The organism is Azospirillum sp. NS33, assembly GCF_059703765.1.
On sequence record NZ_BAAKJB010000007.1, the window covers coordinates 1 to 25,931 of the forward strand.

Below are 25,931 nucleotides of genomic sequence, written 5' to 3' on the forward strand. Positions count from 1 at the left end.
CGCACCAGCAGCAGGTTGCCGAAGCCGCGCAACTCGTTGCCGGCGTAGACGACCACCCCGTTGTCGGCCGCCAGCACCGGCGTGCCGCGCGCCGCCGCCACGCGGTGGCAAGCGGTTCCTGTGGCCGGTGAAGGGGCAGGTGGTGTCGACCTACGGCGTCAAGCCGGACGGCATGCACAACGACGGCATCAACGTGGCGGCGCCGCGCGGCACGCCGGTGCTGGCGGCCGACAACGGGGTGGTCGTCTACGCCGGCAACGAGTTGCGCGGCTTCGGCAACCTGCTGCTGGTGCGCCACGCCGACGGCTTCATCACCGCCTACGCCCACCTCGACCGCATGGAGGTGGAGCGCGGTGCCACGGTGACGCGTGGCCAGCGCATCGCCACCGTCGGCCAGACCGGTTCGGTGTCGAGCCCGCAGCTCCATTTCGAGCTGCGCAAAGGCAGCCAGGCGGTCGATCCGCGCGGGGAAATGGAGGGGGCCTAGCCCCCTCCCGGCCGGTCAGGCCAGGGGCTTGCCCAGCCGGCCCGCCAGGTCCTGGATGAGCTGCCAGGCGACGCGTCCGGAGCGGCTGCCGCGGGTCACCGACCATTCCACCGCCTCCGCCCGCAGCCGCTCGGCGGGCATGTCGAGGCCGAAATGGGTGGCGTAGGCCTCGACCATCGCGAAGAAGGTCTGCTGGTCGCAGTTGTGGAAGCCCAGCCACAGGCCGAAGCGGTCGGACAGCGACACCTTCTCCTCCACCGCCTCGGCCGGGTTGATGGCGGTGGAGCGCTCGTTGTCGATCATGTCGCGGGGCATGAGGTGGCGGCGGTTGGAGGTGGCGTAGAACACCACGTTGTCCGGGCGCCCCTCGACGCCGCCCTCCAGCACCGCCTTCAGCGACTTGTAGTGGGCGTCGTCGTGGTCGAACGACAGGTCGTCGCAGAACAGCACGAAGCGCCGGTCCAGGCCGCGCAGCCGGGTCAGCAGCCGGGGCAGGGACGGGATGTCCTCGCGGTGGATCTCCACCAGGGCCACCGCCCCCGGCCGCTCGGCCACGACCTCGGCATGCACCGCCTTGACCAGCGAGCTCTTGCCCATGCCGCGCGAGCCCCACAGCAGGGCGTTGTTGGCCGGCAGGCCGGCGGCGAAGCGGCGGGTGTTCTCCAGCAGCGTGTCGCGCTGGCGCTCCACCCCCTGCAGCAGGGCGATGGCGACCCGGTTGATCCGCGCCACCGGCTCCAGCCGGTCGGGATCGGTGTGCCACACGAAGGCGTCGGCGGCGCCGACGTCCACCGCCGGGGCGGCCGGCGGGGCGAGGCGGTCGAGGGCGTCGGCGATGCGCGACAGCAGGGGAAGGAGCGGGGACTCGGACATCTCGGGGCTCGGGTTTTCTGTGGGGTGGCGGGGCGAGAGCGTAGGGGGGCGGCTGCGGAGCGACAAGGAAAACGCGACGCCGGCCCCGCCGCGGCGCGCCCGGCCCGTGCACCGGGGCGTTCCGGAGTGGGAACCCGTTGCATCCCTGCCACGGGCGGCTATAGTCGCCGCGTCCCCATGCCCCGCGGCATCGGCCAACGATTAGGAGCTTCAGGATGTTCGTTTCGACCGCCTACGCCCAGACCGCGGCGCCGGGCGGCGGCGCCGACATGTTCATGTCGATGCTGCCCCTCATCCTTATTTTCGTGGTCTTCTACTTCCTGCTGATCCGTCCGCAGCAGCGCAAGATGAAGGAGCACAAGACGATGCTCGAGGCGGTGCGCCGCGGCGACCGCATCGTCACTGGAGGCGGCATGATCGGCACCGTGACGAAGGTCGGCCCGGAAGACGAACTGACCGTCGAGATCGCCGAGAACGTCCGCGTGCGGGTGCTGCGCTCCACCGTGAACCTGGTCCTGGCCAAGGGCGAGCCGGCCAAGGGCGAGGCGGCCAAGGCCGGCGAGGGCGCCGCCACCGCGACCGTCGAGGCCGGCAAGCCCGAGGGCGCCGCCAAGACCCTGGGCCGGATGTTCGGCCGCAAATAGGCGGCGATCGGACGCTGCGGGCGCCGCGGCCGCGCGCCGCGGCGTCCATCGGTTCAAGTGCAACGAACGGGACAACCGGCCAAGGCCATGGTCTATTTCGCCAAGTGGAAGATCGTCCTCGTCCTGGTGCTGTGCGCACTGGGCGTGATCTACGCCGCGCCGAACCTGCTCAGCCGCGAGACGGCGCAGGAGCTTCAGGCCAGCCTGCCGTCGTGGGCGCCGAACCGCACGGTCAACCTCGGCCTCGACCTGCAGGGCGGCTCGCATCTGCTGCTGGAGGTGGACGTCCGCACCGTCCTCCAGGACCGCCTGAACGCCCTGCTGGACAGCGCCCGCAGCGAGCTTCGCTCGGCCAACATCGGCTATCTCGACCTGTCGGTCGAGGACACCGCCATCGCCTTCACCGTGCGCGACGCCGACCGGGTCGACGAGGCGCGCGAGGCGGTCCGCCAGGTCGACCCGCAGGCGCTGGAGACCTCGGTGGGCGAGGGCAACCGGATTCGCGTCGGCCTGACGCCGGAGGCGATCACCGCCCGCAACACCCAGGCCATCGAGCAGTCGATCGAGATCGTGCGCCGCCGCGTCGACGAGACCGGGACCAAGGAGCCGACCATCCAGCGCCAGGGCGAGGACCGCATCCTGGTCCAGCTGCCCGGCATCGACGACCCGGAACGGGTCAAGCGCCTGATCGGCCAGACCGCCAAGCTGACCTTCCAGATGGTCGACGAGACGGTGGCCCCGGCTGAGGCGCTGGCCGGCCGCATCCCGCCGGGGACCGAGCGACTGGCGATGGTCGAGCAGCCCGGGCAGCACCTGGTGGTCAAGCGCCGGGTCATGGTCAGCGGCGACACGCTGACCGATGCCCAGGCCACCTTCCAGGACGGCCGGCCGGTGGTCAGCTTCCGATTCGATTCGGTGGGCGCCAAGCGGTTCGGCGACGCCACCCGGGAGAACGTCGGGCGCCTGTTCGCCATCGTGCTGGACAACCGCATCATCTCCGCGCCGGTGATCCGCGAGCCGATCCTCGGCGGGGCCGGCGTCATCTCCGGCAACTTCACGGTCCAGTCCGCCAGCGACCTGGCGCTGCTGCTGCGCGCCGGCGCGCTGCCCGCCCCCCTCAACGTGATCGAGGAGCGCACCGTCGGCCCCGGCCTGGGCGCCGATTCCATCGAGGCGGGAAAGATCGCCGCCTATGGCGGCCTGGCCATGGTGGTGGCGTTCATCCTGGCGTCCTATGGGCTGTTCGGGGTCTTCGCGGTGGCGGCGCTGCTGATCAACATCGTGCTGATCTTCGCCGCGCTGTCCGCTTTCCAGGCGACCCTGACACTGCCGGGCATCGCCGGCATCGTGCTCACCATCGGCATGGCGGTGGACGCCAACGTGCTGATCTTCGAGCGCATCCGCGAGGAGCAGGCGGCCGGCCGGTCGGTGATCTCGGCGATCGACGCCGGCTACAACCGGGCGCTGACGACCATCATCGACAGCCAGCTGACGACGCTGATCGCCGCGGCGCTCCTCTACATCTTCGGCTCCGGACCGATCCGCGGCTTCGCGGTGACCTTGACCATCGGCATCGTCACCTCGCTGTTCACGGCGATCTGGGTCACCCGGCTCATGGTGGTGACCTGGCTGCGGCGGACAAAGCCCAAACTCGTCCCCATCTGAGGCGTTCGGGCCGAACCGCCCATCCGGGGAACAAGGACAGGCTATGGACATCACCCCGCTCATCCCCCACGACCGCTGCGTCATCGACGGCTACGGCGAGGGGCAGATCAGCGTCGCCGGCACGTGGCGCAGCGGGCCGGTCATCGTCTTCCCCCACCGCGCCGTCGAGTGGCCGGTGCGGGGCTTCGAGGGGCTGACGGTGGCGAGCTTCGAGGCCGTACTCACCGAGGAGCCCAGGGTCGAGGTGCTGCTGCTGGGCTGCGGCCTGCGCGCCCAGTTCCCGCCCAAGGAGGTGCGCCAGGGCCTGCGCGGGCGCGGCGTGACCCTGGAGCCGATGGACACTGGCGCCGCCTGCCGCACCTACAACGTGCTGATGGCCGAGGGGCGCCGGGTCGCGGCGGCCCTGTTCCCGGTGTGACCCGCCGGGGAGGGGGGCCGGGGCGTTCGTCGCCGGCGGGCCGGCCGCGACGCCCCGCGGGGGCCATCGCGGCGGTGGAACATCCGGATATCCATGCTATGAATCGGACGTCCTTTGCGCCGCAGCATGGAGTGATGCGATGTTCACCAACCCCTTCCTCGTCGACCCCGCGGACGCCCTGATGACGACCACGACGGCCCAGTTCGACAAGCTCCTGGAGAACGGGGTCGCCGGCGCCGCCATCACCGTCGGCGCGTACACCGCCGTTCCGCTCTACATCACCACCTTCGGAGTCGGTGCCGGCGGTGGATCGATGCTGGGCGAGGCCGTCGGTGGCGGCGGCGGTGGCGGCGTGATTCCCTGCGCCGTGCTGGTCTTCGGTCCGGACGGAGTCGAGCTGAAGCCGATGCCCCACGAGGCGACGGCGGCGGCGTCCCAGGCGGTGTCGCGGATGGTGTCCGAGGCGGCCACCCGGCACAAACGCACGCACACCGTCGGGGTGGTCGAGACGGTGGACTAGGCGCCCGGCGCCGCGCCGCCGAAGCCCCGCCGTTGGTGCCGGCATGCCTCGTCGGGAAGGTATATTCCAAGTTTTGGCTTGACACAATCCTTCCGGATATTTTTTGGGTTTTGGCTTGACATGATCCTTCGCCCTACTTTTAAAGAGTGGGCTTGGAAATCGTGAGGCGATTGTTGAACACAACCGCCTCGGCAAATGCAGCAAAAAGGATCTGCGGAATGGCTTTCGAACTGCCCTCGCTGTCGTACTCCTATAACGCGCTTTCCGAACGCGGCATGTGCCAAGAGACGCTCGAGCTGCATCACGGCAAGCACCACCAGGCCTACGTCACCGCGCTGAACGGCTTTGTCGAAAAGAACGCCGATCTTCAGGGGAAGAGCCTCGAAGAGATCATCGCCTTCTCCAACGGCAAGGCCGATCTCGCGCCGGTCTTCAACAACGCCGGCCAGCATTGGAATCACATCCATTTCTGGAACGCCCTGTCGCCGACGGGCGGCGCCATGCCGACCAGCCTGGAGCAGAAGATCGTCAGCGACTTCGGCTCCGTCGACGCCTTCAAGGACGCCTTCAAGGCCGCCGCGACGACCCAGTTCGGTTCGGGCTGGGCCTGGCTGGTCCAGGGCAGCGACGGCAAGCTCAAGGTCACCAAGACCCCCAACGGCTCCAACCCGATCGCCTCGGCGGAGGGCAAGCCGCTGCTCGGCCTCGACGTCTGGGAGCACGCCTACTACCTCGACTTCCGCAACCGGCGCCCGGACTACGTGACCAACTTCCTGGAGAAGCTGGCCAACTACGAGTTCGCCGCGGCCAACCTCGGCTGATCCGTCGTGTCCCTCCCCCGCCCATGGCGGGGGAGGGACACCGGCCTCAGGCCGTCGCCAGCGCCAGGCGCTCGGCCACGAACGCCCAGTTCACCAGCTTGTCGACGAAGATGTGCACGTAGTCGGCGCGGCGGTTCTGGTAGTCGACATAATAGGCGTGTTCCCACACGTCGATGGTCAGCAGCGGCCAATGGCCGTGGGCCAGCGGGCTGTCGGCGTTGGCGGTCCCGGTGACCTTCAGACGGCCGTTCACGATGCTCAGCCAGGCCCAGCCGGCGCCGAACTGGGCGATGGCGGCCCGCCGGAACTCCTCCTTGAAGCTCTCGACGCTGCCGAAGTCCGAGACGATGCGCCGCTCCAGCGCCTCGGGCAGCGCCCCCCCGCCATCCGTCCTCATGCACTGCCAAAAGAACGTGTGGTTCCACGCCTGACCGGCGTTGTTGAACAGCGCGGCCCGGCTGGCGTCGCCGGCGCTCTCCTTGATGAGGTCCTCCAGGCTGGCCTCGGCCAGCGGGCTGTCCTTCAGCAGGGTGTTCAAGGTGGTGACATAGGTCTGGTGATGCTTGCCGTGGTGCAGGTGCAGGCTCTGCGCCGACAGGTACGGCTCCAGGGCGTCGTGCGCGTAGGGGAGCGGCGGCAGTTGGAACGCCATCGGTCGGTGCCCTCTTCGTCGGTGGTCTGGTGGGGGTGGGCCTCGACCTCCAGGCGCCGGCCCGGGGGGCGGACCCCCATCTGGTCACATATGATGGCCGGTGCGGAAAGGGAAGGCGCGCCTGCGGCCGAGCACGGCGCGCGCCGCCGCGTCGCCCGAACGGATCGCCCCCTCCAGGGTCGCCGGCAGCCCGGTGTCGGTCCAGTCGCCGGCCAGGAACAGGTTGCGCAGCCGGGTCCGCGTCGCTGGTCGGCCGGCGGCGTGGGCAGGCGACTGGTCGAAGGTGGCGCGGTGCTCCTTCACCACCCGCGCCGGCGGCATGGGCCCGGCGCGGCCGAGGATGGCGGCGCAATCCGCCCACACCGCCGCCGCCACCTCGGCCGCCGGGCGGGCGGCCAGGGCGTCGGCGGCGCTGACGGTCACCGACAGCACGTCGCGGCGGGCGAACAGCCACTCCGCCGTGGCGCCGATCACCCCGAGGAAGGGCAGGCCGCCCGGCAGCGCCACCGGAGCGTCCAGGCGGAAGTGGGCGTTGACGATGGCGCGCCCCGGCGGCGGCGCGGCGAGGCCGGGCAGCAGGCGGGCGGCCGCCCAGGGCGGCACGGCCAGGACCAGCGACTCGCCGGCGCGAAGGGCGACCCGCCCGGCGCCGGAGGTGAACGCCGCGGCGCGGCCGTCCTCCTCCTCCAGCCCGTCGACCCGGCTGCCCACGCGCAGTTCCGCCCCCAGCGCGGCGAGCCGGTCGAGCGCCGGCTCGACCAGGGCGGCGGACAACCCGTCCGGCGCCATCAGCGCCCGGCAGGCGGCCTCGCCGCGCAGCAGGGTGTTCCGGAGGATGGCGCCGAACAGGCGGGCCGACACGCTGTCCGGCGCGCCGTTGAGGCCGGCGATGGCCAGGGGCGCCCACAGGCGCTCGTGGAGGGGGTCGCCGGGCGGCAGCACGTCGGCGACGCTGGCACCGGGGCGGGCCGCCAGGGTGCGCAGCGCCGCGGCGTGGGCCGCGGCGCCGCTTCCCGGCACCCGTCGCGCGGGGTCGAACAGCCAGAGGCCACCGGGGCGCAGGGTCCAGGCCTCGCCGGTGCGGCGGTCGACAAAGGGAAAGGCGGCCGGGCGGACGGGCGTCATGCGCCCGCCGGTGCGCGCCAGGAAGGCGACCAGCGCCCGGTTGCCGGTCAGCGCGAGATGGCTGCCGTTGTCGAGGGTGCGGTCGAGCCCGCGGTCGAAGAAGGAGCGGCAGCGGCCGCCGGCCTGCGGCGCCGCCTCGTGAACCACCACGCGCCGGCCGGCCTCGGCGACGCCGAGGGCGCAGGCAAGCCCGGCCAGGCCGGCGCCGACGACGTGAACGGTGCCCACCGCGGCGCCGGTCAGCGCGCCGGCGGCCAGCCGACCATGCAGCGCAGCGCCACCCAGGCGCACTCCCGCTTGCGCAGGCGCACCGGGCGGGCGGGCCGCGCCCAGCCGCGGGCGGTCAGGGCCGACAGCAGCCGCCGGTACAGCACCATCATGGCCACCGCGGCCCAGAGCGGGCCGCGGTCGCAGCGCGCGAGGTGGCGCTCGGCGTCGGCGAACGCCGCGCGCGCCCGCGCGGCGACCGCGTCGCAGGCCTGCGGCAGCGCCGGGTGGGCGAGCACGGCGGCGGGGTCGCGCTCCGCAATCCCCGCCGCGTCCAGCACCTCGGCCGGCAGGTAGAGGCGCCCCAGACCGGCGTCCTCGTCGAGGTCCCGCAGGATGTTGGTGAGCTGCAGGGCCTCGCCCAGCGCCAGGGCGAAGGCCTCGCTGGCCGGGTAGGCGCGGTCGAAGACGCGGATCGCCAGCAACCCCACGGCGCCCGCCACGCGGCGGCAGTAGAGGCGCTGGGAGGCCAGGTCGGGGCCGCGCATGGCGCCGCTGAGATCCATCGCCATGCCGTCGATCACCGCCTCCAATTCGGCCAGCGGCAGGCCGTAGCGGTCGATGGCGCCCTTCAACGAGGCGGCCAGGGGCGTCGCCGGCGGCGCGCCGGCATCGAGCCCGCGCACGGTGCGGCGCCAGGCATCGAGCTGCCGCCGTTTCTCCACGGGGTCGCCGGGCTCGTCGACGATGTCGTCGACCTGACGGCAGAAGGCGTAGACGGCGAACATCGCCTGCCGCTTGGCGCGCGGCAGCAGGAGCATGGGCCAATAGAAGGTGCTGCCCGACCGCCCGGCGACCGTGGCCGGCGTCTCGGCGGCTGCGCCCACGGCCGGGTCGGGCGGCGGGGGGGCGTCGCGCAGGGGCGCGTCGAGCAGCGGGGCGGTCATGGCGGAAGGCTCCTTGCACGCGCGGGGGCCGGGGCGGTGGGAACCGCCCCGGCCGGCCAACGCATAGCACAGGCCGCCCCGCCGGGTCAGCCGGCGATGCCGCGCGCGATGCCCCGGGCCATGGCGTACATCTTCTGGTGCGCGCCGAGCGCCACCCGCTTCTTCATGGGGTCGCGGGTGCGCAGGCGGGCGGCCAGGGACTCGGCCAGGCTGAGGATGACCGCCGATTCCATGCGCAGGCCGCGGTGCTTGACCAGGCCGGGCAGGGGGGCGGCGCGTTCCAGGAGCTGTTCGGTGTGGTCGACCACCCGGTCGAAGACGCCGCGCAGCTTGGGATCGGCCTGGGTCTCGACCAGCCGCTCGACGCTCAGTCCGGCTTCCTCGAACCAGCCCAACGGGATGTAGCAGCGCCCCAGGCCCACCCAGTCGTCGCGGGCGTCCTGGAGATGGTTGAGGATCTGCAGGGCCGAGCACAGGGCGTCGGCGGCCGGGCCGGCGTCCGGCCCCTCGCCGTGCAGCTCCAGCAGGTAGCGGCCGACCGGGTTGGCGGAGAACCGGCAATAGAGCAGGAGGTCGCTCCAGGTGTGGCAGCGCGCCCCCACCGAATCGCGGCGGAACGCGCGCAGCACCTGCCGGGCGTGGCGGTCGGAGACGCCCGTCACCTGCAGGCTGGCGCGCAGCTCCATCGCGGGCTTGAGGTAGGCGTGCTTGGCCTGGCCGGACGTCAGCGCGCGTTCAAGGGCGTCCAGGTAGGCGAGCTTGCTCTCCGCCTCCAGGTCCGGATCGTCGGCGATGTCGTCGCCGAGCCTGAGGAACTTGTAGAACGCCAGCACGTGCGGCCGCAGATGGCGCGGCAGCAGGCGGGAGGCGACCGGGAAATTCTCCCCGCTCGCGTCCTTGCGGGCAAAGGGGCCGGTCTTGGGCGTGGCGGTCGGCGCGATGTTGAACTCGGTCATGGCGGTTTGGCCTGCTCTGCTGCGCAACGGGGCTGGCGCGGTGACCTCTCCTGCCTAATATAAGGCGCGTCACGGCCTTGGCTTCTCCCCAACAGCATCCTCCACGAATTTTCCCGGCGAACCCCGATGGCGAATACGGCGACCGACCTGTCCTATTGCGGACAGGAGGTGCGGAAGTACGACAATGACCGGTTTCTGACCTGCCTGTTCGCACCGGCGGATCGGCGGGAAGGCCTGTTCGCGCTCTATGCCTTCAACCTCGAGGTGGCCAAGACGCGCGAGGTGGTGAGCGAGCCGATGCTGGGGCAGATGCGCCTCCAGTGGTGGCGCGACGCGGTGTCGGCGGCCTATGGCGAGGGCACCCTGCCGGACCATGCCGTGGCCCGCCCGCTGGCGGAGACGGTGGCGGCGCGCGGCCTCTCGCGCGACCATTTCGACCGGCTGATCGACGGCCGCGAGGCCGACCTCGACGACGAGACGCCGGCCAGTGCGGTGTGCCTGGAGAACTACGCCGAGGTGACCGCGGTTCCGCTGGTCCGCCTGGCGATGGAGGCGATGGGCGCCCATGGCGCGGCGGCCGGGCCGGTGGCCCGCCACGTCGGCGTCGCCTACGCGCTCGCCGGGCTGTTGCGCGCGGTCCCCCACCACGCCCGCCAGCGCCGCCTGATGCTGCCGGCGGACCGCCTGTCGGCCCACGGGGTGCGGGCGCGTGACGTGCTGGAGTTGCGCCCGGTGGCGGAGCTTCGCCCGGTCGCCCGGGAGGTGGCGGAGCTGGCGCGCGGCCATCTGGCAACCGCCCGCGCGCTGCGCCGCGAGGTTCCCCGATCCGCGTTGCCGGCGCTGCTGCCGGCGGTGGTGGCGGCGACCCACTTGGACGCGCTGGCCCGCGCCGGGCACGACGTCTTCGCCGTCAAGGTCCAGCTTCCCAACCCGCTGCGCCAGATCCGCCTGGCCTGGGCGGCCCTGCGCGGGCGGTATTGACCGGACCCGCGCCGACCGGGCGGCGGGCGGCTCAGAGGGCCGAGCCCGCCCAGCCCGCCAGGTCCGCCAGGGCGCGCTGCGAATAGAGGCGCTTGCGCTCCTTGCCCTTGATCCGGCCCTCGACCGGCGGGAACAGGCCGAAGTTGACGTTCATCGGCTGGAAGGTCTCCGCCTCGGCGCCGCCGGTGATGTGGCCGAGCAGGGCGCCCATGGCGGTCGTCGCGGGCGGCGGCGCCAGCGCCGTCCCGGCCCGCTCGGCGGCGGCGAAGCGCCCGGCCATGAGGCCGACGGCGGCGCTCTCCACATAGCCCTCGCAGCCCGTGACCTGGCCGGCGAAGCGCAGGCGCGGCAGCGCCTTGAGGCGCAGCGTGCCGTCGAGCAGGCGCGGGCTGTTGAGGAAGGTGTTGCGGTGCAGACCGCCCAGCCGGGCGAACTCCGCGCCCTCCAGCCCCGGGATCATGCGGAAGATGCGGCTCTGCTCGCCGTATTTCAGCTTGGTCTGGAAGCCGACGAGGTTGTAGAGCGTGCCCAGCGCGTTGTCCTGGCGAAGCTGGACCACGGCGTGGGAGCGGCGGCCGCTGTGCGGGTCGGTCAGACCGACCGGCTTCATCGGCCCGAAGCGCAGGGTGTCGCGGCCGCGCTCGGCCATCACCTCGATGGGCAGGCACCCCTCGAAGTAGGGCGTGTCCTTCTCCCAGTCCTTGAACTCCACCGTCTCGCCGGCCAGCAGGGCGTCGATGAAGGCCTCGTACTGGTCGCGGTCGAAGGCGCAGTTGATGTAGTCCTTGCCGGTGCCGCCGGGGCCGGCCTTGTCGTAGCGCGACTGGAACCATGCCTTGGACAGGTCGATGCTGTCGAAATGGACGATCGGCGCGATGGCGTCGAAGAAGGCCAGCGACTCCTCGCCGGTCACGCCGCGAATCGCCTCGGCCAGCGCCGGCGAGGTGAGGGGGCCGGTGGCGACGATGACGCTGTCCCAGTCGTCCGGCGGCAGGCCGGCGACTTCCTCCCGTGCCACGGTGACCAGGGGGTGTGCCGCCAACGCGGCGCCCACGGCCGCGGCGAAGCCGTCCCGGTCGACCGCCAGCGCCCCGCCGGCCGGCACCTTGTGCGCGTCGGCGCACCGCAGGATCAGCGAGCGGCAGCGCCGCATCTCCTCGTGCAGCAGCCCGACGGCGTTGTACTCCGCGTCGTCGGAGCGGAAGGAGTTGGAACACACCAGTTCGGCGAGCTGGTCGGTCTGGTGCGCCTCGGTGCGGCGCACCGGACGCATCTCGTGCAACACCACCGGGACGCCGGCCTCGGCGAGCTGCCAGGCCGCCTCGCTGCCGGCGAGGCCGCCGCCGACGACGTGGACGGGGCGGGGCGAATCGGTGGTGTGACGTCCGGTCATGCGGTCGGGTCCGTTGGCAGTGGGCGGGTGCGGCGCGGGAGCCGAAGACATAGACTCCGCGGCCCCACCGGGCAAGGCCGGGCAGGGGCGCCGCCCTTGCCGCGGCGCCACCCGCGCCTGTATATGAGGAACACCTCATGATCGGAGGCGGGGCGATGGACGACACGGTGCTGACGGTGGTGTTGGTTGGGGCGGCGGTGGCGGTCCTTCTGCTGCCGGCCCTTCGGGCGCGCCTCACCGGCGTGGCATCGGTGACGGCGCCGCAGGTCCAGGCGCGCCTTGCCGGTGGCGACGACATGCTGGTGCTGGACGTGCGCACCGCCGCCGAGTTCGCCGGCGGCCATATTCCCGGCGCCGTTCATGTGCCGTTGGCGGAGGTCTCCGGCCGCATCGCCGCGATGGGCGACGCCCTCGCCGCCCATCGCGACGCCGCGGTCGTCGTGGTGTGCCAGGGCGGGCCGCGGGCGGTGTCCGCCGCCACGGTGCTGAAGCGCCGCGGTCTTTGCCACGTCGCCATTCTGCGCGGCGGCATGGGCGCCTGGACGGCGGCCGGGCTGCCGACGCAGGGCGGCGCCTGACGCTCCCCCATCGGCGGACGCCGCCTATGGGGCGCTGGCCAGCGTGCGCACCGTGCCGTCGTCGGCGAAGGCGGGCGCGTCGGCCAGATCGGCGGCGCTGACGTCCAGGATCACGATCAGCGACGCCGCCTCGCCGGGGCCCGGCACTTCGGTCGCCGCGCCGATCCGCAGGCGGTCGACCGGCACCAGGACCAGCGTGGCGCCGAGGCCGAGCAGGCCGCCGCTGCCGATGACCGCGTGGTCGACGGTGCCGCCCGGACCGCCGAGGGTGAAATCCTCGATGGCGCCGGCGCCCTGGCGGTCGCGGGTGACGACGCTCCGGCCCAGCAGCGCCTTGGCTTCCGCGGCCCCCAGAGGGCGCCCGGCCGCCGGGGCCACCTCGGTGTGGTGGGGCGACGGCGTGGCCGGGGCCTGGGCCGCGGCGGTGCCCGCCGCCACGGCGCGCGCGGCGGTGCCCGCCGCCAGGGTGAGTGCGGCGGCCATCAGGAGGGCGGGGGCGTGGCGGTGGCACGGCATGGACGGGTTCCCGGATGGGCGATGCCCGAACAACACCGCACCCCGGGCCAGGGTTGCGCAGGGTGCGCCGATGCGGCGTTTTTCTACTGTCGCCGGGGCGTCCGGGTGGGAACCAAGCTTCCGAGGTCTCAACGTTTTCTTTGATTTTGCGACAAGCGCGGACTACTACTATCCGGCTCCGCATGACACGGTTTGGGCCAGATGCCGTCCTCCCACGCCTCCCTCGAAGACCTGCGCCGCGAGATCGACCAGATCGACGATGCGATCCACGACCTGCTGATGCGGCGTGCTCGCGTGGTCGAGCGGGTCGGCGTCACCAAGGAGCCCGACCGCAGCTACCTGCGGCCCGGGCGCGAGGCGGTGATCCTGCGCCGGCTGGCGGCGCGGCACACCGGGTCGTTCCCGCTGCCCGTGCTGATGCGCATGTGGCGCGAGATGATCACGGCGCTGACCCGCCTGCAGGGACCCTTCGCCGTCGCCGTCTACGCGCCGGAGGACCGGCGCGGCTTCTGGGACGTGGCCCGGGACCATTTCGGCAGCGTCGTGCCGATGACCGCGGTCAACACGCCGGTGGCCGCAGTGCGCGCGGTCAGCGACGGGACGGCGACGGTGGGGGTGGTGCCCTATCCCGCCGAGGACGACACCGACCCGTGGTGGCGCTACCTCGCCAACGACGATCTGCGGACGCCGCGGGTGGTGGCCCGGTTGCCCTTCGGCGGGCGCGGCAACGCCCGGGGGGAGGACCGCGACGCGCTGGTGATCGCCCAGGTCCCCCACGAGCCGACCGGCGAGGATCGCACCCTGCTGGCGGTCGAACTGGGCCAGGATCTCAGCCGCGGCCGGCTCAAGGACGCGCTGGAAGGCGCCGGCCTGCCGCCGACGGGGTTCTGCACCTGGCACGCCCGCGACGCCGGCGGCCCGTCGCTCCACCTCGTCGAGGTCGCCGACTACGTCGACCCGCACGACCCGCGCCTGGGCAACGTCGTCGGGCACCTGCCCGAGATGCCGGTGCGGGTCAACACCCTGGGCGGCTACGCCGTGCCCCTCCAGATCACCGCGGACGTCCGCAGACCGTAAGAACCCCGCCATGACCACGCCGAACGCACCGATTCCCCGCCCCGGCATCCTCGACATCGCCCCCTACGTGGGCGGAGAGGCGGCCGGGACGGCCCGCCTCGCCTCCAACGAGGGCGCCCTGGGCCCCAGCCCCCGCGCCGTCGAGGCCTTCCGCCGGATGGCCGGCGAGATCCATCGCTACCCCGACGGCGGCTCCCACGCCCTGCGCGCCGCCATCGCCGCGCGCTTCGGGGTCGACGCCGCGCGCCTGGTGTGCGGCAGCGGCTCCGACGAGCTGATCAGCCTGCTGGTGCGCGCCTACGCCGGCCCCGGCGACGAGGTGCTGTACAGCGAGCACGGCTTCCTGATGTACCCGATCGCCGCCAAGACGGTGGGAGCGACCCCGGTTACGGCGCCGGAGACCGGGCTGAGGACCGACGTCGACGCCATGCTGGCCCGGGTCACCCCGCGCACCAAGCTGGTGTTCATCGCCAACCCCAACAACCCGACCGGCAGCTATCTCTCGGCCGAGGAGCTGGCCCGGCTGCACGCCGGCCTGCCCGCGACCACGCTGCTGGTGGTCGACGCGGCTTACGCCGAGTACGTCAGCCGCAACGACTACGCCAGCGGCCAGGACCTGGCGGAACGGTTCGACAACGTGGTGATGACCCGCACCTTCTCCAAGATCTTCGCGCTGGGCTCGCTGCGCCTGGGCTGGGCCTATGCGTCGCCGGCGGTGACCGACGTGCTGAACCGGGTGCGCGGCCCCTTCAACGTGTCGGGGGCGGCGCAGGCGGCCGGTGTCGCGGCGCTGGAGGACACCGAGTTCCTGGAGCGCTCGCGCGTCCACAACGACGCCTGGCGGGGGTGGCTGTCCGACGCCCTGCGGGCGCTCGGTCTCACCGTCCACCCATCGATCGCCAACTTCGTCCTGGTCGACTTCGCCGGCCAGGCGGCGGACAAGGGCGGGGCCGAGGCCGCCCGCCTCTTCCTGAAGGAGCGCGGCATCCTGGTGCGCCAGATGCAGGCCTACGGGCTGCCGAGCTGCCTGCGCGTCTCGATCGGCACGGAGCCCGAGATGAAGGCGGTGGCGACGGCGTTGCAGGACTTCCTGCGCGGCTGACGCCGGCGGTGGCGGCGGCGTTTTCCCCTTGGTGCGATCCGGCGGTGGTGGTTTAAAGGCGGTCCCCGCGTCCTGACCTTCCGCTTCGGGTGCCGCCATGACCGAGACCGCCGCCCCCCTGTTCGACCGAGTCGCCATCATCGGCATCGGCCTCATCGGCTCGTCGCTGGCGCGGGCGCTGCGGCGCGGCGGCCTGGCCGGCACGGTGGTGTGCGCCGACCGGAGCGACGCGGCCTGCGCCAAGGCCGTCGAGCTGGGAATCGTCGACACCGCGACCACCGAGGTGGCGATCGCCGTCGAGGGCTGCGACCTGGTCGTCCTGTGCACGCCGGTCGGCGCCTACGCCGCCGTCGCCGAGGCGATGGCCGACCACCTCAAGCCCGGCGCCATCGTCAGCGATGTGGGATCGGTCAAGCAGACGGTGGTGCGCGACGTCGGCCCATCGCTGCCCGCCGGGGTGCATTTCGTGCCCGCCCATCCGGTGGCGGGCACCGAGCATTCCGGGCCCGAGTCCGGGTTCGCCGAGCTGTTCGAGGGGCGGTGGTGCATCGTCACGCCGCCGCCCGGCGCCCAGGAGGAGGCCGTCGCGGCGGTCGTCGCCCTGTGGCAGGCGGTGGGCTCGCGGGTCGAGGTGATGGAGCCCGGCCGCCACGACCGCATCCTCGCCATCACCTCGCACCTGCCGCACCTGATCGCCTACACCATCGTCGGCACCGCCGCCGACCTGGAGGAGGAGACGAAGTCGGCGGTGATCCAGTTCTCCGCCGGCGGCTTCCGCGACTTCACCCGCATCGCCGCCTCCGACCCGGTGATGTGGCGCGACATCTTCCTCAACAACCGCGAGGCGGTTCTCGAGGTGCTGCAGCGCTTCACCGAGGATCTGACCGCCTTGCAGCGCGCCATCCGCTGGGGCGAGGCCGACACCCTGCAGGACCGCTTCACCAAGACCCGGGTGATCCGCCGCGGCATCATCGACGCCAACCAGGCCTGACCCGGCCGGCGGCGTCGCCGGGCGGGCGTCCCTAGTGGGCCTCCGCCCAGCTGTCGCCGATGCCGGCTTCGGCGACCAGGGGAACGCCCAGGGAGGCCGCCCCCTCCATGGTCTCCTTGACGACCGCCGCCGTCGCCTCCGCCTCCGCCGCGGGGACCTCGAACAGCAGTTCGTCGTGGACCTGGAGCAGCAGCCGGGCGCCCGACCCGGCGCGGGCGAGCGCGCCGGGCACCCGGACCATGGCGCGCTTCATGATGTCGGCGGCGGTGCCCTGGATCGGGGCGTTGATGGCCTGGCGCTCGGCGAAGGCACGCCGGGCCGGGTTCTTGTCGTGGATGTTGGCCATGAAGCAGCGGCGCCCGAACAGGGTCTCGACATAGCCGTGGGTGCGGGCGAACGTCTTGACCCCTTCCATCCACGCCTTCAACTCGTGGAAGCGCTCCAGATAGGCCTTGATGAAGGTGTTGGCCTCCCCCGGGGGAATGCCGAGCTGGCGGCCCAGCCCGAAGCCGGAGATGCCGTAGATGATGCCGAAGTTGATGGCCTTGGCCTTGCGCCGGATGTCGGAGGTCATCCGCTCCAGCGGCACGCCGAAGACCTGCGAGGCGGTCATGGCGTGGATGTCGATGCCGTCGCGGAACGCCGCCTTCAGGGCCTCGATTCCGGCCATCTCGGCGACCAGGCGCAGCTCGATCTGGGAGTAGTCGACCGACAGCAGCCTGGCCCCCGGCGCGGCGACGAAGGCACGGCGGATCTTGCGGCCCTCCTCGGTGCGCACGGGGATGTTCTGAAGGTTGGGGTCGGTCGAGCTGAGGCGGCCGGTGTTGGTCAGCGCCATGGAGAAGGAGGTGTGGATGCGCGCCTCGGCGTCCGCCAACTCCTGCAGGGCGTCGGTGTAGGTGCTCTTCAGCTTGGCGAGCTGGCGCCAGTCCAGGACCTTCTGGGCGATTTCCGCGCCCTGCTCGGCCAGCCCCTCGAGCACGCTGGAATCGGTGGACCAGGCGCCGGTCTTGCCCTTCTTGGCGCCCTGCAGGCCCATCTCGCCGAACAGGATGTCGCCCAGCTGCTTGGGCGAGCCGACGTTGAAGGGGCGCGGCGCCAGCCGGTGCACCTCCGCCTCGATCTGGATCAGGCGTTCCGCGAAGTCCTGGGACAGGCGGCGCAGCTCGGCGCGGTCGATGCGCACCCCGGCGCGCTCCATGTCGGCGACGATCGGCACCAGGGGGCGCTCGAGGGTTTCGTAGACGGTGACCATGCGGGCGTCGACCAGGCGCGGCTTGAGCACCCGCCACAGCCGCAGCGTGACGTCGGCGTCCTCGGCGGCGTAGGCCAGCGCCTTGTCCAGGGGCACCCGGTCGAAGGTGATGCGCGCCTTGCCGGTGCCGCACACCTCCTCGTACTTCACGGTGGTGTGGCCGAGGTGCAGGTCGGCCAGCTCGTCCATGCCGTGGCCATGGACGCCGCCCTCCAGGACGTAGGAGATCAGCATGGTGTCGTCGACCGGGGCGACGCGCACGCCGTGGCGGGCGAAGAGCTGGTGGTCGAACTTGAAATTGTGGCCGATCTTCAGGATGTCGGGCCGCTCCAGCACGTCCTTCAGGGCTGCCATGGCGGCCGCGGCGGTGAGCTGCGTCGGGCCGTCGCCGCCCAGCGCCAGCTGCCCGGCCCCGTTGGGGTCGACGTGGCCGACCGGGACGTAGCAGGCGCGCCCCGCCGCGGTGGCCAGCGACAGGCCGCACAGCTTGGCGGTGGCCGGGGTGAGGCTGTCGGTCTCGGTGTCGACGGCGAGCACGCCGGTCTCCTCGACCTCGGCGAGCCATGCCGCCAGCGCGTCCACGTCCTGGATCAGCGTGTAGCGGGTCTCCGCCACGGCGGGAAGGGGACGCTCGGCCCGGGCGGCGGCCGCGGCCGGGGCGTCCGGCGGCGCGCTGGCGGCTGTGAGGCCGTGCGGGGGCGCGGCCCCGGACGCGGTGGCGCCGCCGTCGACCAGGGCGCCGTCCTTCTGCAACTCCGCCTCGACCCGGGTGACGATGGAGCGGAAGCCCTGGAAGCGCAGGAAGTCGATGAGCTTGCGGTGGTCGGGCTCGCGCACCCGCAGCTCGTCGATGGGGGTGGGCACCGGGACGGCGGCGTCGAGCTGCACCAGCCGCTTCGACACCCGGGCCTGGTCGGCGAAGTCGATCAGCTTCTGACGGCGCGCCGGCTGCTTGATCTCGCCGGCGCGGCCCAGCAGGGTCTCCAGGTCGCCGTACTCACCGATCAGCTGGGCGGCCGTCTTCACGCCGATGCCCGGCACGCCCGGCACGTTGTCGACGCTGTCGCCGGCCAGCGCCTGAACGTCCACCACCTTCTCCGGCGGCACGCCGAACTTCTCCATCACCTCGTCCGGCCCGATCATCCGGTTCTTCATGGGGTCGAGCATGCGCACACCCGGACCGACGAGCTGCATCAGGTCCTTGTCGGAGGAGACGATGGTCACCTCGCGCCCGGCCTCGCGGGCGAGGCGGGCGTAGGTGGCGATGAGGTCGTCGGCCTCGAATCCCTCCAGTTCCAGGCAGGGCAGGCAGAAGGCGTGGGTGGCCTCGCGGATCAGGGCGAACTGGGGCTTCAGCTCCTCCGGCGGCTCCGGCCGCTGCGCCTTGTAGGCCTCGTAGATGGCGTTGCGGAAGGTGACGCCGGAGGCGTCGAAGACCACCGCCACCGCCTCGGCGTGGAGATCGGCCAGCAGCTTCAGCAGCATGTTGGAGAAGCCGAGCACCGCGTTGACCGGCGTGCCGTCGGGCCGGGTCAGCATGGGCAGGGCGTGGAAGGCGCGGAAGATGAAGCCCGATCCGTCCACCAGGTAGAGCGGGGCGCCGGTGGGCCCGGGCGTGGCGGCTCCGGGGACGGCGGCCTCGGGAGCGGCTTGCGGTGCGGCGGCGGTGTCGGCGGTCATGGCTGTCTGGTCCCGTCCCTGGTTTGGGGGTAACTTGGCGGAAGGCGGGGGCGGAGTCGAGAGAGCGGGGGACCATGCCAGGCATCTGCCACGTCTTCGTGTGCGTCGAGCCGGAAAGCCCCGGGGTGGCCGGCCTGTCCGTCTCCTTTCGCCGCGACCACCCGGGGCAGGGGACGGCGAACCTGTGCCACGTCTTCGACAACGCCTATCTGGAACTGCTGTGGGCGACCGACCCGGCCGCTCTGGCCAGCCCGCCGGTCGCACCCACCGGATTGGCGCAGCGGCTGGCGTGGCGGGACACCGGCGCCTGTCCCTTCGGCATCGCCCTGCGCGGGCCGGAGCCGCCGCCCTTCGCGACGTGGGACTACCGGGCGCCGTTCCTTCCCGACGGCATGGCGATCCCGGTGGCCGAGGAGTCGCGGGATCCGGCGGTGCCGTTCCTGTTCCTCTCGCCGGGAACCACCCGTCCCGACGCCTGGACCGACGGTCGGGCGGGGGAGCGCCAAGGCGCCCGCGGATTCGCCGAGATCGTCCGGGTGCGGATCGCCGGACCGCACCTCGGGCCGGCGCTGTCGGCCCTTGAGGCCACCGGCGCGCTGGAGCTGGAGGCGGCGGCGCGGTGGCGCATGACGCTCACCCTGTCGCGCCGCGACGGCACCCCGCCGCACTCTCTCGTTTTGCCGATGGCAGACGGCGGCCGGCGGGACCACGTCTGTGTCGGGATCGATTCGCGGCCAAGGAGGCGGGGGGCATGCGCGACACGGTGAAGTTCGGCATTCTGATCGGCGCGGCCCTGGCCCTGGCGGTGATCGCCGTCGCCGAAGCGACGAGCCGCCGCGCCGCCCCCCTGACCTCGGTCGGCGACTGCCCGGCGGTGGCCGTCGCCCCGCCGGACGGCGATCCGGCGCTGCTGAGCGCGCCGGCGGCTCCGGGCTGCTAGGGCGCTGCGCGGCTGACGGTGGCGGGAGCGATGGCCGCCATCGGCCGGAACACCACGTCCTGGGGCAACTCGGGATGTTCGGCCAGGGCGGCCCTGGCCGCCGCGTCGTCACGGGTGATGGAGGCGATGCGTGGGGCAAAGGGCTGCGGTCCCCCGTATCCCCGCTCCAGCGACGAGGAGCCGCAGGCCGCCAGCTGCAGCGCGGCGCCGGCCGCGACCAGACGCGGGGGACGGATGGCCGGCCGGCGGCGCAGGGAGCGGGACGGCGTCAACCGGGCATCCTCGGCGCACGCCGCGGCTTGGCGGCCTTGGCCGCGCGGGCGCGCAGGGCGGCGTCCAGGGCCGGGCGGGCCCAGGCCAGCATCTCCACCCCGTCCTCCAGCGCCGCGTCGGGGGCGCGGTGGTAGGGCATGCGCATGGGCTTGTCGGGGAACGGCTGGAACACCGGCAACCCGGCCTGTTCGAACGCGGGCCGGGTGGTGTCGTCGGTGCGCAGGTGGAGAACCTCGTCCCGGGTGATCAGCGCGACCATCACGCCGTCGGCGTAGACGCCATACCCACCGAACATCCGGCGCGGCCGCACATCACCCAAGGGGGCCAGCAACTCGCAGACCATGGCGGCGAAGTCGCTGGTCCGGGCCGCCACGGGGCGCCTACTTCTTGCGGAACGCGTCGAGCGCCACGACCTCGCCCCGCTTCTCCTCGGCCGGGGCGCTGTCGGCCTCGTCCTTGCGGGCGGGCATCGCCTCGACCTCGGCGCCGTCCGCCGGCGGCGCCGGCTGGAACTGCAGCGCGAAGTTGACCGAGGGATCGGCGAAGGTGGCGATCGCCGCGAAGGGGATCACCAGGGTCTCGTGGTTGTTGTTGAAGCTCAACGTCACCGAGAATCCCGTCTCCGTCACCTCCAGCCCGTAGAACTGGAACTGCAGGACGATGGTCATTTCGTTGGGGTACTGGGCCCGGAGGTAATCGGGGACCTGCACGCCGGGAAAGCTGGTGCGGAATGTCAGGTAGAAATGGTGGTTTCCAGGCAGCCCGTTCTCGGCCACCTGCGACACGGCGTCGCGGACCACGCTGCGCAGGGCGGCTTCGACCATCCTGTCATAACGAAGCTGCTCTTTCGGCATCTGCGACGCGACTCCCGAGGCAATGTCCCAAACGAAGGAAGTGTGGGCCTTCTGTTGCTAGGCGGCCCACGAACCCCACCTTGAAGTGCTACCCCCAAGGGATTTGATTTCGATCACCTTACCGCATTACGCGGCGACGGCAACCGGAGCAACGTTGTCATTGGCAACTATTGCAATGGCCCGATAACGGCGGAACCATGCCGAGCGAAAATCCTGCCTTTACCACGCACGTCGATCCTGTTTCGCCCCCTCGAGGACCCTGCCGCCGTGCCGGAAGGCCGGCGGACGCGGGGTTTGGTGGAGGCGCCGGGTACCGCCCCCGGGTCCGTAACGCTTATTCCACAGAACGTTTATCGCCATAGTCGGTGCAACCGACGTCTAGGAATATAGAGCGGTGCGCAGCGCGATGAAAGGGGGGCGTCGCCACGCACCACGGAATTTTCGCTTCAGCGCCGTGGCGGACGGGGTAGAGTGCGCGCCGTCGAAGAGCGGAGTCCCCATGCCCATCACCCCCGAACAGCGCGCCGACATCGACCGGCTGCGCAGCGTCGAGAGCCCGACCCGGCGTGCCACCGTGCCGGCGCTCGAGGAGATCCTGTACGAGCCGCTGCCGGTGCTCGATCACGGCTTCGTGCGAGTCATCGACTACATGGGCGACGACGCCGCCGTGGTCCAGGCGGCGCGGGTGTCGTACGGCCGGGGCACCAAGCAGGTCAGCGAGGACGCCGGCCTCATCCGCTACCTGATGCGGCACCGCCATTCGACGCCGTTTGAGATGTGCGAGATCAAGTTCCACGTCAAGCTGCCGATCTTCGTGGCGCGGCAGTGGATCCGCCATCGCACGGCCAACGTCAACGAGTATTCGGCCCGCTATTCCATTCTCGACCGCGAGTTCTACGTGCCGGCGCCGGAACACCTCGGCGCCCAGGCGGTCAGCAACCGCCAGGGGCGCGGCGACGTGCTGGAGGGGGCCGAGGCGGAGCGGGTGCTGTCCTTGCTGCGCCAGGACGCCGAACAGTGCTACGCCCACTACGAGGAGATGCTGAACCTCGGCGCGGACGGCGCCCCTCTGGACCCGGCGCGCCAGGGCCTGGCGCGCGAGCTGGCGCGCATGAACCTGCCGCTCAACTACTACACGCAGTGGTACTGGAAGGTGGACCTGCACAACCTTCTGCACTTCCTGTCCCTGCGCGCCGACAGCCATGCCCAGTACGAGATCCGGGTCTACGCCGAGGCGATGCTGGAGGTCGCCCGGCGCTGGGTGCCGGCGGTCTATGACGCGTTCAGCGCGTACCGGATGGGCGGTGCCCATCTCTCCGAGGCCGGGCTGGCCACGGTGCGGCGGCTGCTCGCCGGCGAGGCGGTGACCCAGGAGGACAGCGGCCTGTCGAAGCGCGAGTGGCGCGAGCTGATGGACTCCCTCGGACGCGGGGGCTGATCGGCGTCTGAACCGCCGCCCCGGCCGGGGCGCGAGACGAACGGCAGGGGAGGGCGGCGATGACCGGCTCGGACGACACCCTTCACCGCCGGGGACTGGCCGCGGCCCAGCAGGGGCGCCTGGGAGAGGCGCGCGTCCTTCTGGAGCGGGCGGTCGCGTCGGGCGGGGCGGCATCCTGGCACGCCAACCTGGGGCTGGTCTGCGAATCCCTTGGGGATCGGCCGGCGGCCGCGCGCGCCTTCGCCGCGGCGCTGGTCCGCGCCCCGGAGCTTCAGGCGGCGCGCGAGGGGCTGCTGGAGGCGGCGGCGGCGCTGCGCTCGTCCGCGGCCTTCCGGGTGGCCTTGGCGGTGCACCCCGGCGACGCCGCGGCGTGGGCCAACCTGGGCGTGGTGCTGCGGGCCGAGGCGCGCCGGGACGCGGCGGCGGCCGGCTTCCGCCGCGCCATGGCACTGGACCCGACCTCCTGGGTGCACCCTTACAACCTCGGCAACGCGCTGGCCGAGTCCAACCGGCTCGAGGCGGCGGACGCCGCCTACCGCGCCGCCCTGGTGCGGGATCCGGCGCGCGCCGAGGCCCTCGCCAACCACGCCGCCAAGGCCCTGGCCCAGCAGGCCCGGATCGGCGAGGCGGTGGCCGCCGTCGACCGCGCCCTGGCCCTCCACCCCGCCGCCGACTCCCTTCACGCCATGCGGCTCTCGCTGCTGCAGTATGCCGACGGCACGACGGCCGACGCGATCGCCCGGGCGCACGCGGCGTGGGGCCGCCGACACCCGCGGCCGTCCGTCCCGGCGGTCGCGGCACCGGCGCCGCGGCTGAAGGTGGGCCTGGTGTCGCCGGACTTCCGGGCCCATCCCGTGGGCTACTTCGTCGAGCCGGTGCTGGCGGCGCTCGACCGCGCCGGAATCGCCCTGACCTGCTACGCCCACACCGCCAACCCCGACGCGACGACGGAACGGCTGCGCGGCCTCGCCGAGCGCTGGGTGTGGACGGCCGGGATGGACGACGACGCCCTCGACCGGGCGATCCGCGCCGACGGCATCCACGTGCTGGTCGACCTCGCGGGGCACACCTTCGGCAACCGGCTGCCGGTGTTCGCCCGCCGCCCGGCCCCGGTGCAGGCGACCTGGGCCGGGTACGTCGGCACCACCGGCCTGCCGGCCATCGACTATCTGATCTCGGATTCCCGCCAGAGCCCGCCGGGCGCCGAAGCCCTGGGGACCGAGGCCATCGCCCGGCTGCCCGACGCCTATGTGGTGTGGGCGCCGCCGGAGGCCGCGCCGCCGGTGGCGGCATCGCCGGCCGGCCGCCGCGGGCACGTCGCCTTCGGCTCCTTCAACGCCCTGCCCAAGCTGAGCGACGCGACCGTGGCGCTGTGGGCCGGCGTGCTGGCGGCGGTGCCCGGGGCGCGGCTGGCCCTGCGCACGCCGCCGCTCGGCGACCCCGCCACCGCGGCCCGGGTGACCGCCCGCTTCGCCGCCCGGGGCGTCGAGCCGCACCGCCTCGACCTGGCGGGAGGCGTGCCGCGCCAGGATCTTCTGGCGGCCTACGGCGGGGTCGACGTCGCCCTGGACCCGACGCCCTACGCCGGCGGGCTGACGACCCTGGAGGCCTTGTGGATGGGGGTGCCGGTGGTGACGCTGGCGGGAGAGCGGTTCTGTGGCCGCCACGCCCTCACCCATCTGGAGGCGGTCGGCCTCGGCGAGCTGGTGGCGGCGGACGCCGCCGGCTACGTGGCGCGCGCCGTGGCCCTGGCCGGCGACCCCGAACGGCTCGCCGCGCTGCGCGCCGGCCTGCGCGACCGGGTCATCGGGTCGCCGCTGTGCGACGGGGTGCGCTTCACCCGGGCCCTGGAGGCGGCGTGGCGGACCATGTGGCAGCGCCACGCCGAGGGCCTGCCGCCGGCCTCCTTCACGCTGGCCTTCGGCTAGGCTCGCGTTCGGCCAGGCCGGCGTTCGGTCAGGTTCCCGCCTCCTTCGCGCCGGTGGCCCACAGCAGGCCGAGGATGATCCCCTTGCAGCGCGGCAGCAGCAGCAGGGTCAGCACCAGCGCCAGGCTCGGCCACAGGGTGTAGTGCAGCCACATCGGCGGCGAATAGCTCTGCTCCACCGACAGCAGCAGGGGGATGACGATGTGGCCGACGATGAAGATCGTCATCCACGGTGGCGCGTCGTCGGCGCGCAGGTGGCCGTAGGCCTCGCCGCAGTGGGCGCAGCGCTCCACCGGCTTCAGGTAGCGGTGCAGCAGGCGGCCGCGGCCGCAGCACGGGCACTGCCCGGCGAAGCCGCGCAGCACGGCGCTGACCTTGGACCGCGGCTGGGTGATGGTGGTGGTGGTCATCGAAGCTCCCCTCGCACCGGCCGCGCGTCGGCCGGCCATCGCACAGCGGCACTGTAGGGTATTCGCGCATCGGCCGCACCCCCCGCGCGCGCGACGCTGCCGCGCCGGCGATGCGCGGCCTTGACGGGCCGTGTGACGGCGTCTAGGCCTGTCCGAATCGTCACGGCGCGCGCACCGCCGCCGGACCCGGCAACGAAAACGCTTCAAGAGGACGTGACATGCGGATTTCGCGCATCGTGCTGGCGGCGGCGCTCGGCGGCGCGCTGGCCGCGCCGGCCGTTCCGGCGATGGCCGACGACAAGGCCAAGACGGTGGCCATCACCGCCATCGTCGAGCACCCGGCGCTCGACGCCACCCGCGACGGCGTGATCGAGGCCCTGAAGGAGGCCGGGTTCACCCCCGGCGAAACCCTGACGGTCGCGTACCAGAGCGCCCAGGGCAACCCGGCGACGGCGGCGCAGATCGCCCGCAAGTTCATCGGCGAGCGGCCCGACGTCATCGTTCCCATCTCCACCCCCTCGGCCCAGGCCGTGGTCGCCGCCACCCGCGACGTCCCGGTGGTGTTCACCGCCGTCACCGACCCGGTCGGCGCCCAGCTCGTGCGCTCCATGGAGGCGCCGGGCGGCAACGTGACCGGGCTGTCGGACATGGCGCCGGTGGCCGAGCACGTCGCCCTCATCGCCGAGATCCTGCCGGGGGCGCGGACGCTGGCGGTGATCTACAACCCCGGCGAGCCGAACTCCGTCACCATGGTCGGCGCCTTCAAGGAGGCGGCGGTCGCCAAGGGGTTGGCGGTGGTCGAGGCGACCGCGACGAAGTCGGCGGACGTGCAGGCCGCCGGGCGCAGCCTGGTCGGCAAGGCCGACGCCGTCTACATCCCGCTCGACAACACCGTCGTCTCGGCCCTCGAGGCGCTGGTCCAGGTCGGCGTCCAGGCCGACCTGCCGGTGTTCTCCGCCGACACCGACAGCGTGGAGCGCGGCACCGCCGCCAGCCTGGGATTCGATTATTTCGAGCTGGGCAGGCAGACCGGCGCCGTGGTGGCGCGGGTCCTGAAGGGCGAGAAGCCGGGCGACATCGCGGTGCGCGTCGCCAGCGGCACCAACCTGGTGGTCAACCCGAAGGCGGCGGCGGCGATGGGCTTCACCATCCCGCAGAGCGTGATGGGCCGCGCCACCAAGGTGGTCGGGGAGTAAGCCGC

At 72.6% G+C, this 25,931-nt stretch carries 28 protein-coding genes and 1 other RNA gene; 16 read left to right on the forward strand and 13 right to left on the reverse strand.

Annotation, left to right across the window (positions count from 1 at the left end; all coding sequences use genetic code 11):
* The first annotated feature begins 142 nt into the window (after positions 1-142).
* Complete coding sequence (locus AC6H2I_RS08340; protein WP_497500138.1) at positions 143-487, forward strand: murein hydrolase activator EnvC family protein; 345 nt, start codon at positions 143-145, stop codon at positions 485-487.
* A 15-nt stretch (positions 488-502) separates the two neighbouring features.
* Here the strand turns inward: AC6H2I_RS08340 and AC6H2I_RS08345 are convergent, their stop codons facing one another.
* Positions 503-1,360 (reverse strand): ATP-binding protein, encoded by an 858-nt coding sequence (locus AC6H2I_RS08345; RefSeq protein WP_497500139.1) that lies wholly within the window; start codon positions 1,358-1,360, stop codon positions 503-505.
* A 215-nt stretch (positions 1,361-1,575) separates the two neighbouring features.
* Between AC6H2I_RS08345 and yajC the strand changes: the two genes are divergently transcribed.
* The 5 genes from yajC to AC6H2I_RS08370 all read left to right on the forward strand — a co-directional run bounded on the left by yajC (position 1,576) and on the right by AC6H2I_RS08370 (position 5,428).
* Positions 1,576-2,004, forward strand: a complete 429-nt coding sequence (yajC, locus tag AC6H2I_RS08350; RefSeq protein ID WP_497500140.1) for a preprotein translocase subunit YajC — start codon at positions 1,576-1,578, stop codon at positions 2,002-2,004.
* A gap of 87 nt (positions 2,005-2,091) precedes the next feature.
* Positions 2,092-3,669 (forward strand): protein translocase subunit SecD, encoded by a 1,578-nt coding sequence (gene secD / locus AC6H2I_RS08355; RefSeq protein ID WP_497500141.1) that lies wholly within the window; start codon positions 2,092-2,094, stop codon positions 3,667-3,669.
* A gap of 43 nt (positions 3,670-3,712) precedes the next feature.
* Complete coding sequence (locus AC6H2I_RS08360; protein ID WP_497500142.1) at positions 3,713-4,087, forward strand: Mth938-like domain-containing protein; 375 nt, start codon at positions 3,713-3,715, stop codon at positions 4,085-4,087.
* 139 nt (positions 4,088-4,226) lie between these two features.
* The gene (locus tag AC6H2I_RS08365) at positions 4,227-4,607 is read left to right on the forward strand and encodes a GerW family sporulation protein (RefSeq protein ID WP_497500144.1); all 381 of its coding nucleotides are present in this window, start codon (positions 4,227-4,229) and stop codon (positions 4,605-4,607) included.
* Positions 4,608-4,825: 218 nt separating this feature from the next.
* Complete coding sequence (locus tag AC6H2I_RS08370) at positions 4,826-5,428, forward strand: superoxide dismutase (protein ID WP_497500145.1); 603 nt, start codon at positions 4,826-4,828, stop codon at positions 5,426-5,428.
* Positions 5,429-5,474: 46 nt separating this feature from the next.
* Here the strand turns inward: AC6H2I_RS08370 and AC6H2I_RS08375 are convergent, their stop codons facing one another.
* The 4 genes from AC6H2I_RS08375 to AC6H2I_RS08390 form a co-directional block, all read right to left on the reverse strand.
* Positions 5,475-6,080, reverse strand: a complete 606-nt coding sequence (locus AC6H2I_RS08375; RefSeq protein ID WP_497500146.1) for a superoxide dismutase — start codon at positions 6,078-6,080, stop codon at positions 5,475-5,477.
* 84 nt (positions 6,081-6,164) lie between these two features.
* On the reverse strand, positions 6,165-7,496 hold the full coding sequence (hpnE, locus tag AC6H2I_RS08380) for a hydroxysqualene dehydroxylase HpnE (protein WP_497500147.1): 1,332 nt from the start codon (positions 7,494-7,496) through the stop codon (positions 6,165-6,167).
* Positions 7,445-8,359, reverse strand: a complete 915-nt coding sequence (gene hpnD / locus AC6H2I_RS08385) for a presqualene diphosphate synthase HpnD (protein ID WP_497500148.1) — start codon at positions 8,357-8,359, stop codon at positions 7,445-7,447. The genes hpnE and hpnD overlap by 52 nt, the downstream gene beginning before the upstream one ends.
* An 86-nt stretch (positions 8,360-8,445) precedes the next feature.
* Entirely contained in the window at positions 8,446-9,315 is an 870-nt protein-coding gene (locus AC6H2I_RS08390; RefSeq protein WP_497500149.1) for a squalene/phytoene synthase family protein, read from the reverse strand.
* Between the two features lie 126 nt (positions 9,316-9,441).
* Here AC6H2I_RS08390 and AC6H2I_RS08395 point away from each other — a divergent pair, with 126 nt between their 5' ends.
* Positions 9,442-10,296 (forward strand): phytoene/squalene synthase family protein, encoded by an 855-nt coding sequence (locus AC6H2I_RS08395; protein WP_497500150.1) that lies wholly within the window; start codon positions 9,442-9,444, stop codon positions 10,294-10,296.
* Positions 10,297-10,327: 31 nt separating this feature from the next.
* Here AC6H2I_RS08395 and trmFO read toward each other — a convergent pair whose 3' ends face one another.
* Complete coding sequence (gene trmFO, locus AC6H2I_RS08400; protein WP_497500151.1) at positions 10,328-11,689, reverse strand: methylenetetrahydrofolate--tRNA-(uracil(54)-C(5))-methyltransferase (FADH(2)-oxidizing) TrmFO; 1,362 nt, start codon at positions 11,687-11,689, stop codon at positions 10,328-10,330.
* Positions 11,690-11,826: 137 nt separating this feature from the next.
* Here trmFO and AC6H2I_RS08405 point away from each other — a divergent pair, with 137 nt between their 5' ends.
* The gene (locus tag AC6H2I_RS08405) at positions 11,827-12,267 is read left to right on the forward strand and encodes a rhodanese-like domain-containing protein (RefSeq protein ID WP_497500152.1); all 441 of its coding nucleotides are present in this window, start codon (positions 11,827-11,829) and stop codon (positions 12,265-12,267) included.
* Between the two features lie 24 nt (positions 12,268-12,291).
* Here the strand turns inward: AC6H2I_RS08405 and AC6H2I_RS08410 are convergent, their stop codons facing one another.
* Positions 12,292-12,783 (reverse strand): PRC-barrel domain-containing protein, encoded by a 492-nt coding sequence (locus AC6H2I_RS08410; protein ID WP_497500153.1) that lies wholly within the window; start codon positions 12,781-12,783, stop codon positions 12,292-12,294.
* A 201-nt stretch (positions 12,784-12,984) separates the two neighbouring features.
* Between AC6H2I_RS08410 and AC6H2I_RS08415 the strand changes: the two genes are divergently transcribed.
* The 3 genes from AC6H2I_RS08415 (at position 12,985) to AC6H2I_RS08425 (ending at position 15,953) form a co-directional block, all read left to right on the forward strand.
* A complete protein-coding gene (locus tag AC6H2I_RS08415) occupies positions 12,985-13,860 on the forward strand; it encodes a chorismate mutase (protein WP_497500154.1) in 876 nt (291 codons plus the stop codon).
* Positions 13,861-13,870: 10 nt separating this feature from the next.
* Positions 13,871-14,962, forward strand: coding sequence for a histidinol-phosphate transaminase (hisC, locus tag AC6H2I_RS08420; protein WP_497500155.1), 1,092 nt, complete (start codon positions 13,871-13,873; stop codon positions 14,960-14,962).
* A gap of 97 nt (positions 14,963-15,059) precedes the next feature.
* Complete coding sequence (locus AC6H2I_RS08425) at positions 15,060-15,953, forward strand: prephenate/arogenate dehydrogenase family protein (RefSeq protein WP_497500156.1); 894 nt, start codon at positions 15,060-15,062, stop codon at positions 15,951-15,953.
* Positions 15,954-15,984: 31 nt separating this feature from the next.
* On the opposite strand, the gene polA is transcribed toward AC6H2I_RS08425, so the two are convergent.
* A complete protein-coding gene (polA, locus tag AC6H2I_RS08430) occupies positions 15,985-18,888 on the reverse strand; it encodes a DNA polymerase I (RefSeq protein ID WP_497500157.1) in 2,904 nt (967 codons plus the stop codon).
* Positions 18,889-18,962: 74 nt separating this feature from the next.
* On the opposite strand from polA, the gene AC6H2I_RS08435 reads away from it, so the two are divergent.
* Positions 18,963-19,655 (forward strand): VOC family protein, encoded by a 693-nt coding sequence (locus tag AC6H2I_RS08435; RefSeq protein ID WP_497500158.1) that lies wholly within the window; start codon positions 18,963-18,965, stop codon positions 19,653-19,655.
* Positions 19,640-19,828 carry a hypothetical protein gene (locus tag AC6H2I_RS08440; RefSeq protein ID WP_497500159.1) on the forward strand — a complete coding sequence of 63 codons (189 nt, stop codon included), beginning with the start codon at positions 19,640-19,642 and terminating at the stop codon, positions 19,826-19,828. Before AC6H2I_RS08435 ends, AC6H2I_RS08440 begins: the two co-directional genes overlap by 16 nt.
* Here the strand turns inward: AC6H2I_RS08440 and AC6H2I_RS08445 are convergent.
* The 4 genes from AC6H2I_RS08445 to ssrA all read right to left on the reverse strand — a co-directional run bounded on the left by AC6H2I_RS08445 (position 19,825) and on the right by ssrA (position 21,371).
* A complete protein-coding gene (locus tag AC6H2I_RS08445) occupies positions 19,825-20,100 on the reverse strand; it encodes a hypothetical protein (RefSeq protein ID WP_497500160.1) in 276 nt (91 codons plus the stop codon). The two genes, AC6H2I_RS08440 and AC6H2I_RS08445, sit on opposite strands and share 4 nt — an antisense overlap.
* Positions 20,097-20,474, reverse strand: coding sequence for a TfoX/Sxy family protein (locus AC6H2I_RS08450; protein WP_497500161.1), 378 nt, complete (start codon positions 20,472-20,474; stop codon positions 20,097-20,099). Before AC6H2I_RS08450 ends, AC6H2I_RS08445 begins: the two co-directional genes overlap by 4 nt.
* 7 nt (positions 20,475-20,481) lie before the next feature.
* Entirely contained in the window at positions 20,482-20,955 is a 474-nt protein-coding gene (locus AC6H2I_RS08455; protein WP_497500162.1) for an SspB family protein, read from the reverse strand.
* Positions 20,956-20,994: 39 nt separating this feature from the next.
* Positions 20,995-21,371, reverse strand: a transfer-messenger RNA (tmRNA) gene (gene ssrA, locus AC6H2I_RS08460).
* 83 nt (positions 21,372-21,454) lie between these two features.
* On the opposite strand from ssrA, the gene thyX reads away from it, so the two are divergent.
* Complete coding sequence (thyX, locus tag AC6H2I_RS08465) at positions 21,455-22,393, forward strand: FAD-dependent thymidylate synthase (RefSeq protein ID WP_497500163.1); 939 nt, start codon at positions 21,455-21,457, stop codon at positions 22,391-22,393.
* 59 nt (positions 22,394-22,452) lie between these two features.
* Complete coding sequence (locus AC6H2I_RS08470; protein ID WP_497500164.1) at positions 22,453-24,321, forward strand: O-linked N-acetylglucosamine transferase, SPINDLY family protein; 1,869 nt, start codon at positions 22,453-22,455, stop codon at positions 24,319-24,321.
* Between the two features lie 28 nt (positions 24,322-24,349).
* Here AC6H2I_RS08470 and AC6H2I_RS08475 read toward each other — a convergent pair whose 3' ends face one another.
* Entirely contained in the window at positions 24,350-24,730 is a 381-nt protein-coding gene (locus tag AC6H2I_RS08475; protein WP_497500165.1) for a DUF983 domain-containing protein, read from the reverse strand.
* Positions 24,731-24,948: 218 nt separating this feature from the next.
* Here AC6H2I_RS08475 and AC6H2I_RS08480 point away from each other — a divergent pair, with 218 nt between their 5' ends.
* The gene (locus AC6H2I_RS08480; protein WP_497500166.1) at positions 24,949-25,926 is read left to right on the forward strand and encodes an ABC transporter substrate-binding protein; all 978 of its coding nucleotides are present in this window, start codon (positions 24,949-24,951) and stop codon (positions 25,924-25,926) included.
* The last annotated feature ends 5 nt before the right edge of the window (positions 25,927-25,931 follow it).

Bases quoted from the DNA above. Each gene is read 5' to 3' on its own strand.
- AC6H2I_RS08470 (WP_497500164.1), top strand. From the start codon at position 22,453: ATGACCGGCTCGGACGACACCCTTCACCGCCGGGGACTGGCCGCGGCC.
- AC6H2I_RS08395 (WP_497500150.1), top strand. From the start codon at position 9,442: ATGGCGAATACGGCGACCGACCTGTCCTATTGCGGACAGGAGGTGCGG.
- AC6H2I_RS08360 (WP_497500142.1), top strand. From the start codon at position 3,713: ATGGACATCACCCCGCTCATCCCCCACGACCGCTGCGTCATCGACGGC.
- AC6H2I_RS08415 (WP_497500154.1), top strand. From the start codon at position 12,985: ATGCCGTCCTCCCACGCCTCCCTCGAAGACCTGCGCCGCGAGATCGAC.
- AC6H2I_RS08405 (WP_497500152.1), top strand. From the start codon at position 11,827: ATGATCGGAGGCGGGGCGATGGACGACACGGTGCTGACGGTGGTGTTG.
- AC6H2I_RS08390 (WP_497500149.1), bottom strand. From the start codon at position 9,315: ATGACCGAGTTCAACATCGCGCCGACCGCCACGCCCAAGACCGGCCCC.
- AC6H2I_RS08345 (WP_497500139.1), bottom strand. From the start codon at position 1,360: ATGTCCGAGTCCCCGCTCCTTCCCCTGCTGTCGCGCATCGCCGACGCC.
- yajC (WP_497500140.1), top strand. From the start codon at position 1,576: ATGTTCGTTTCGACCGCCTACGCCCAGACCGCGGCGCCGGGCGGCGGC.
- AC6H2I_RS08425 (WP_497500156.1), top strand. From the start codon at position 15,060: ATGACCGAGACCGCCGCCCCCCTGTTCGACCGAGTCGCCATCATCGGC.
- AC6H2I_RS08370 (WP_497500145.1), top strand. From the start codon at position 4,826: ATGGCTTTCGAACTGCCCTCGCTGTCGTACTCCTATAACGCGCTTTCC.
- AC6H2I_RS08455 (WP_497500162.1), bottom strand. From the start codon at position 20,955: ATGCCGAAAGAGCAGCTTCGTTATGACAGGATGGTCGAAGCCGCCCTG.
- AC6H2I_RS08440 (WP_497500159.1), top strand. From the start codon at position 19,640: ATGCGCGACACGGTGAAGTTCGGCATTCTGATCGGCGCGGCCCTGGCC.
- secD (WP_497500141.1), top strand. From the start codon at position 2,092: ATGGTCTATTTCGCCAAGTGGAAGATCGTCCTCGTCCTGGTGCTGTGC.
- hisC (WP_497500155.1), top strand. From the start codon at position 13,871: ATGACCACGCCGAACGCACCGATTCCCCGCCCCGGCATCCTCGACATC.
- AC6H2I_RS08435 (WP_497500158.1), top strand. From the start codon at position 18,963: ATGCCAGGCATCTGCCACGTCTTCGTGTGCGTCGAGCCGGAAAGCCCC.
- thyX (WP_497500163.1), top strand. From the start codon at position 21,455: ATGCCCATCACCCCCGAACAGCGCGCCGACATCGACCGGCTGCGCAGC.
- AC6H2I_RS08375 (WP_497500146.1), bottom strand. From the start codon at position 6,080: ATGGCGTTCCAACTGCCGCCGCTCCCCTACGCGCACGACGCCCTGGAG.
- polA (WP_497500157.1), bottom strand. From the start codon at position 18,888: ATGACCGCCGACACCGCCGCCGCACCGCAAGCCGCTCCCGAGGCCGCC.
- AC6H2I_RS08480 (WP_497500166.1), top strand. From the start codon at position 24,949: ATGCGGATTTCGCGCATCGTGCTGGCGGCGGCGCTCGGCGGCGCGCTG.
- AC6H2I_RS08410 (WP_497500153.1), bottom strand. From the start codon at position 12,783: ATGCCGTGCCACCGCCACGCCCCCGCCCTCCTGATGGCCGCCGCACTC.
- hpnD (WP_497500148.1), bottom strand. From the start codon at position 8,359: ATGACCGCCCCGCTGCTCGACGCGCCCCTGCGCGACGCCCCCCCGCCG.
- AC6H2I_RS08475 (WP_497500165.1), bottom strand. From the start codon at position 24,730: ATGACCACCACCACCATCACCCAGCCGCGGTCCAAGGTCAGCGCCGTG.
- trmFO (WP_497500151.1), bottom strand. From the start codon at position 11,689: ATGACCGGACGTCACACCACCGATTCGCCCCGCCCCGTCCACGTCGTC.
- AC6H2I_RS08365 (WP_497500144.1), top strand. From the start codon at position 4,227: ATGTTCACCAACCCCTTCCTCGTCGACCCCGCGGACGCCCTGATGACG.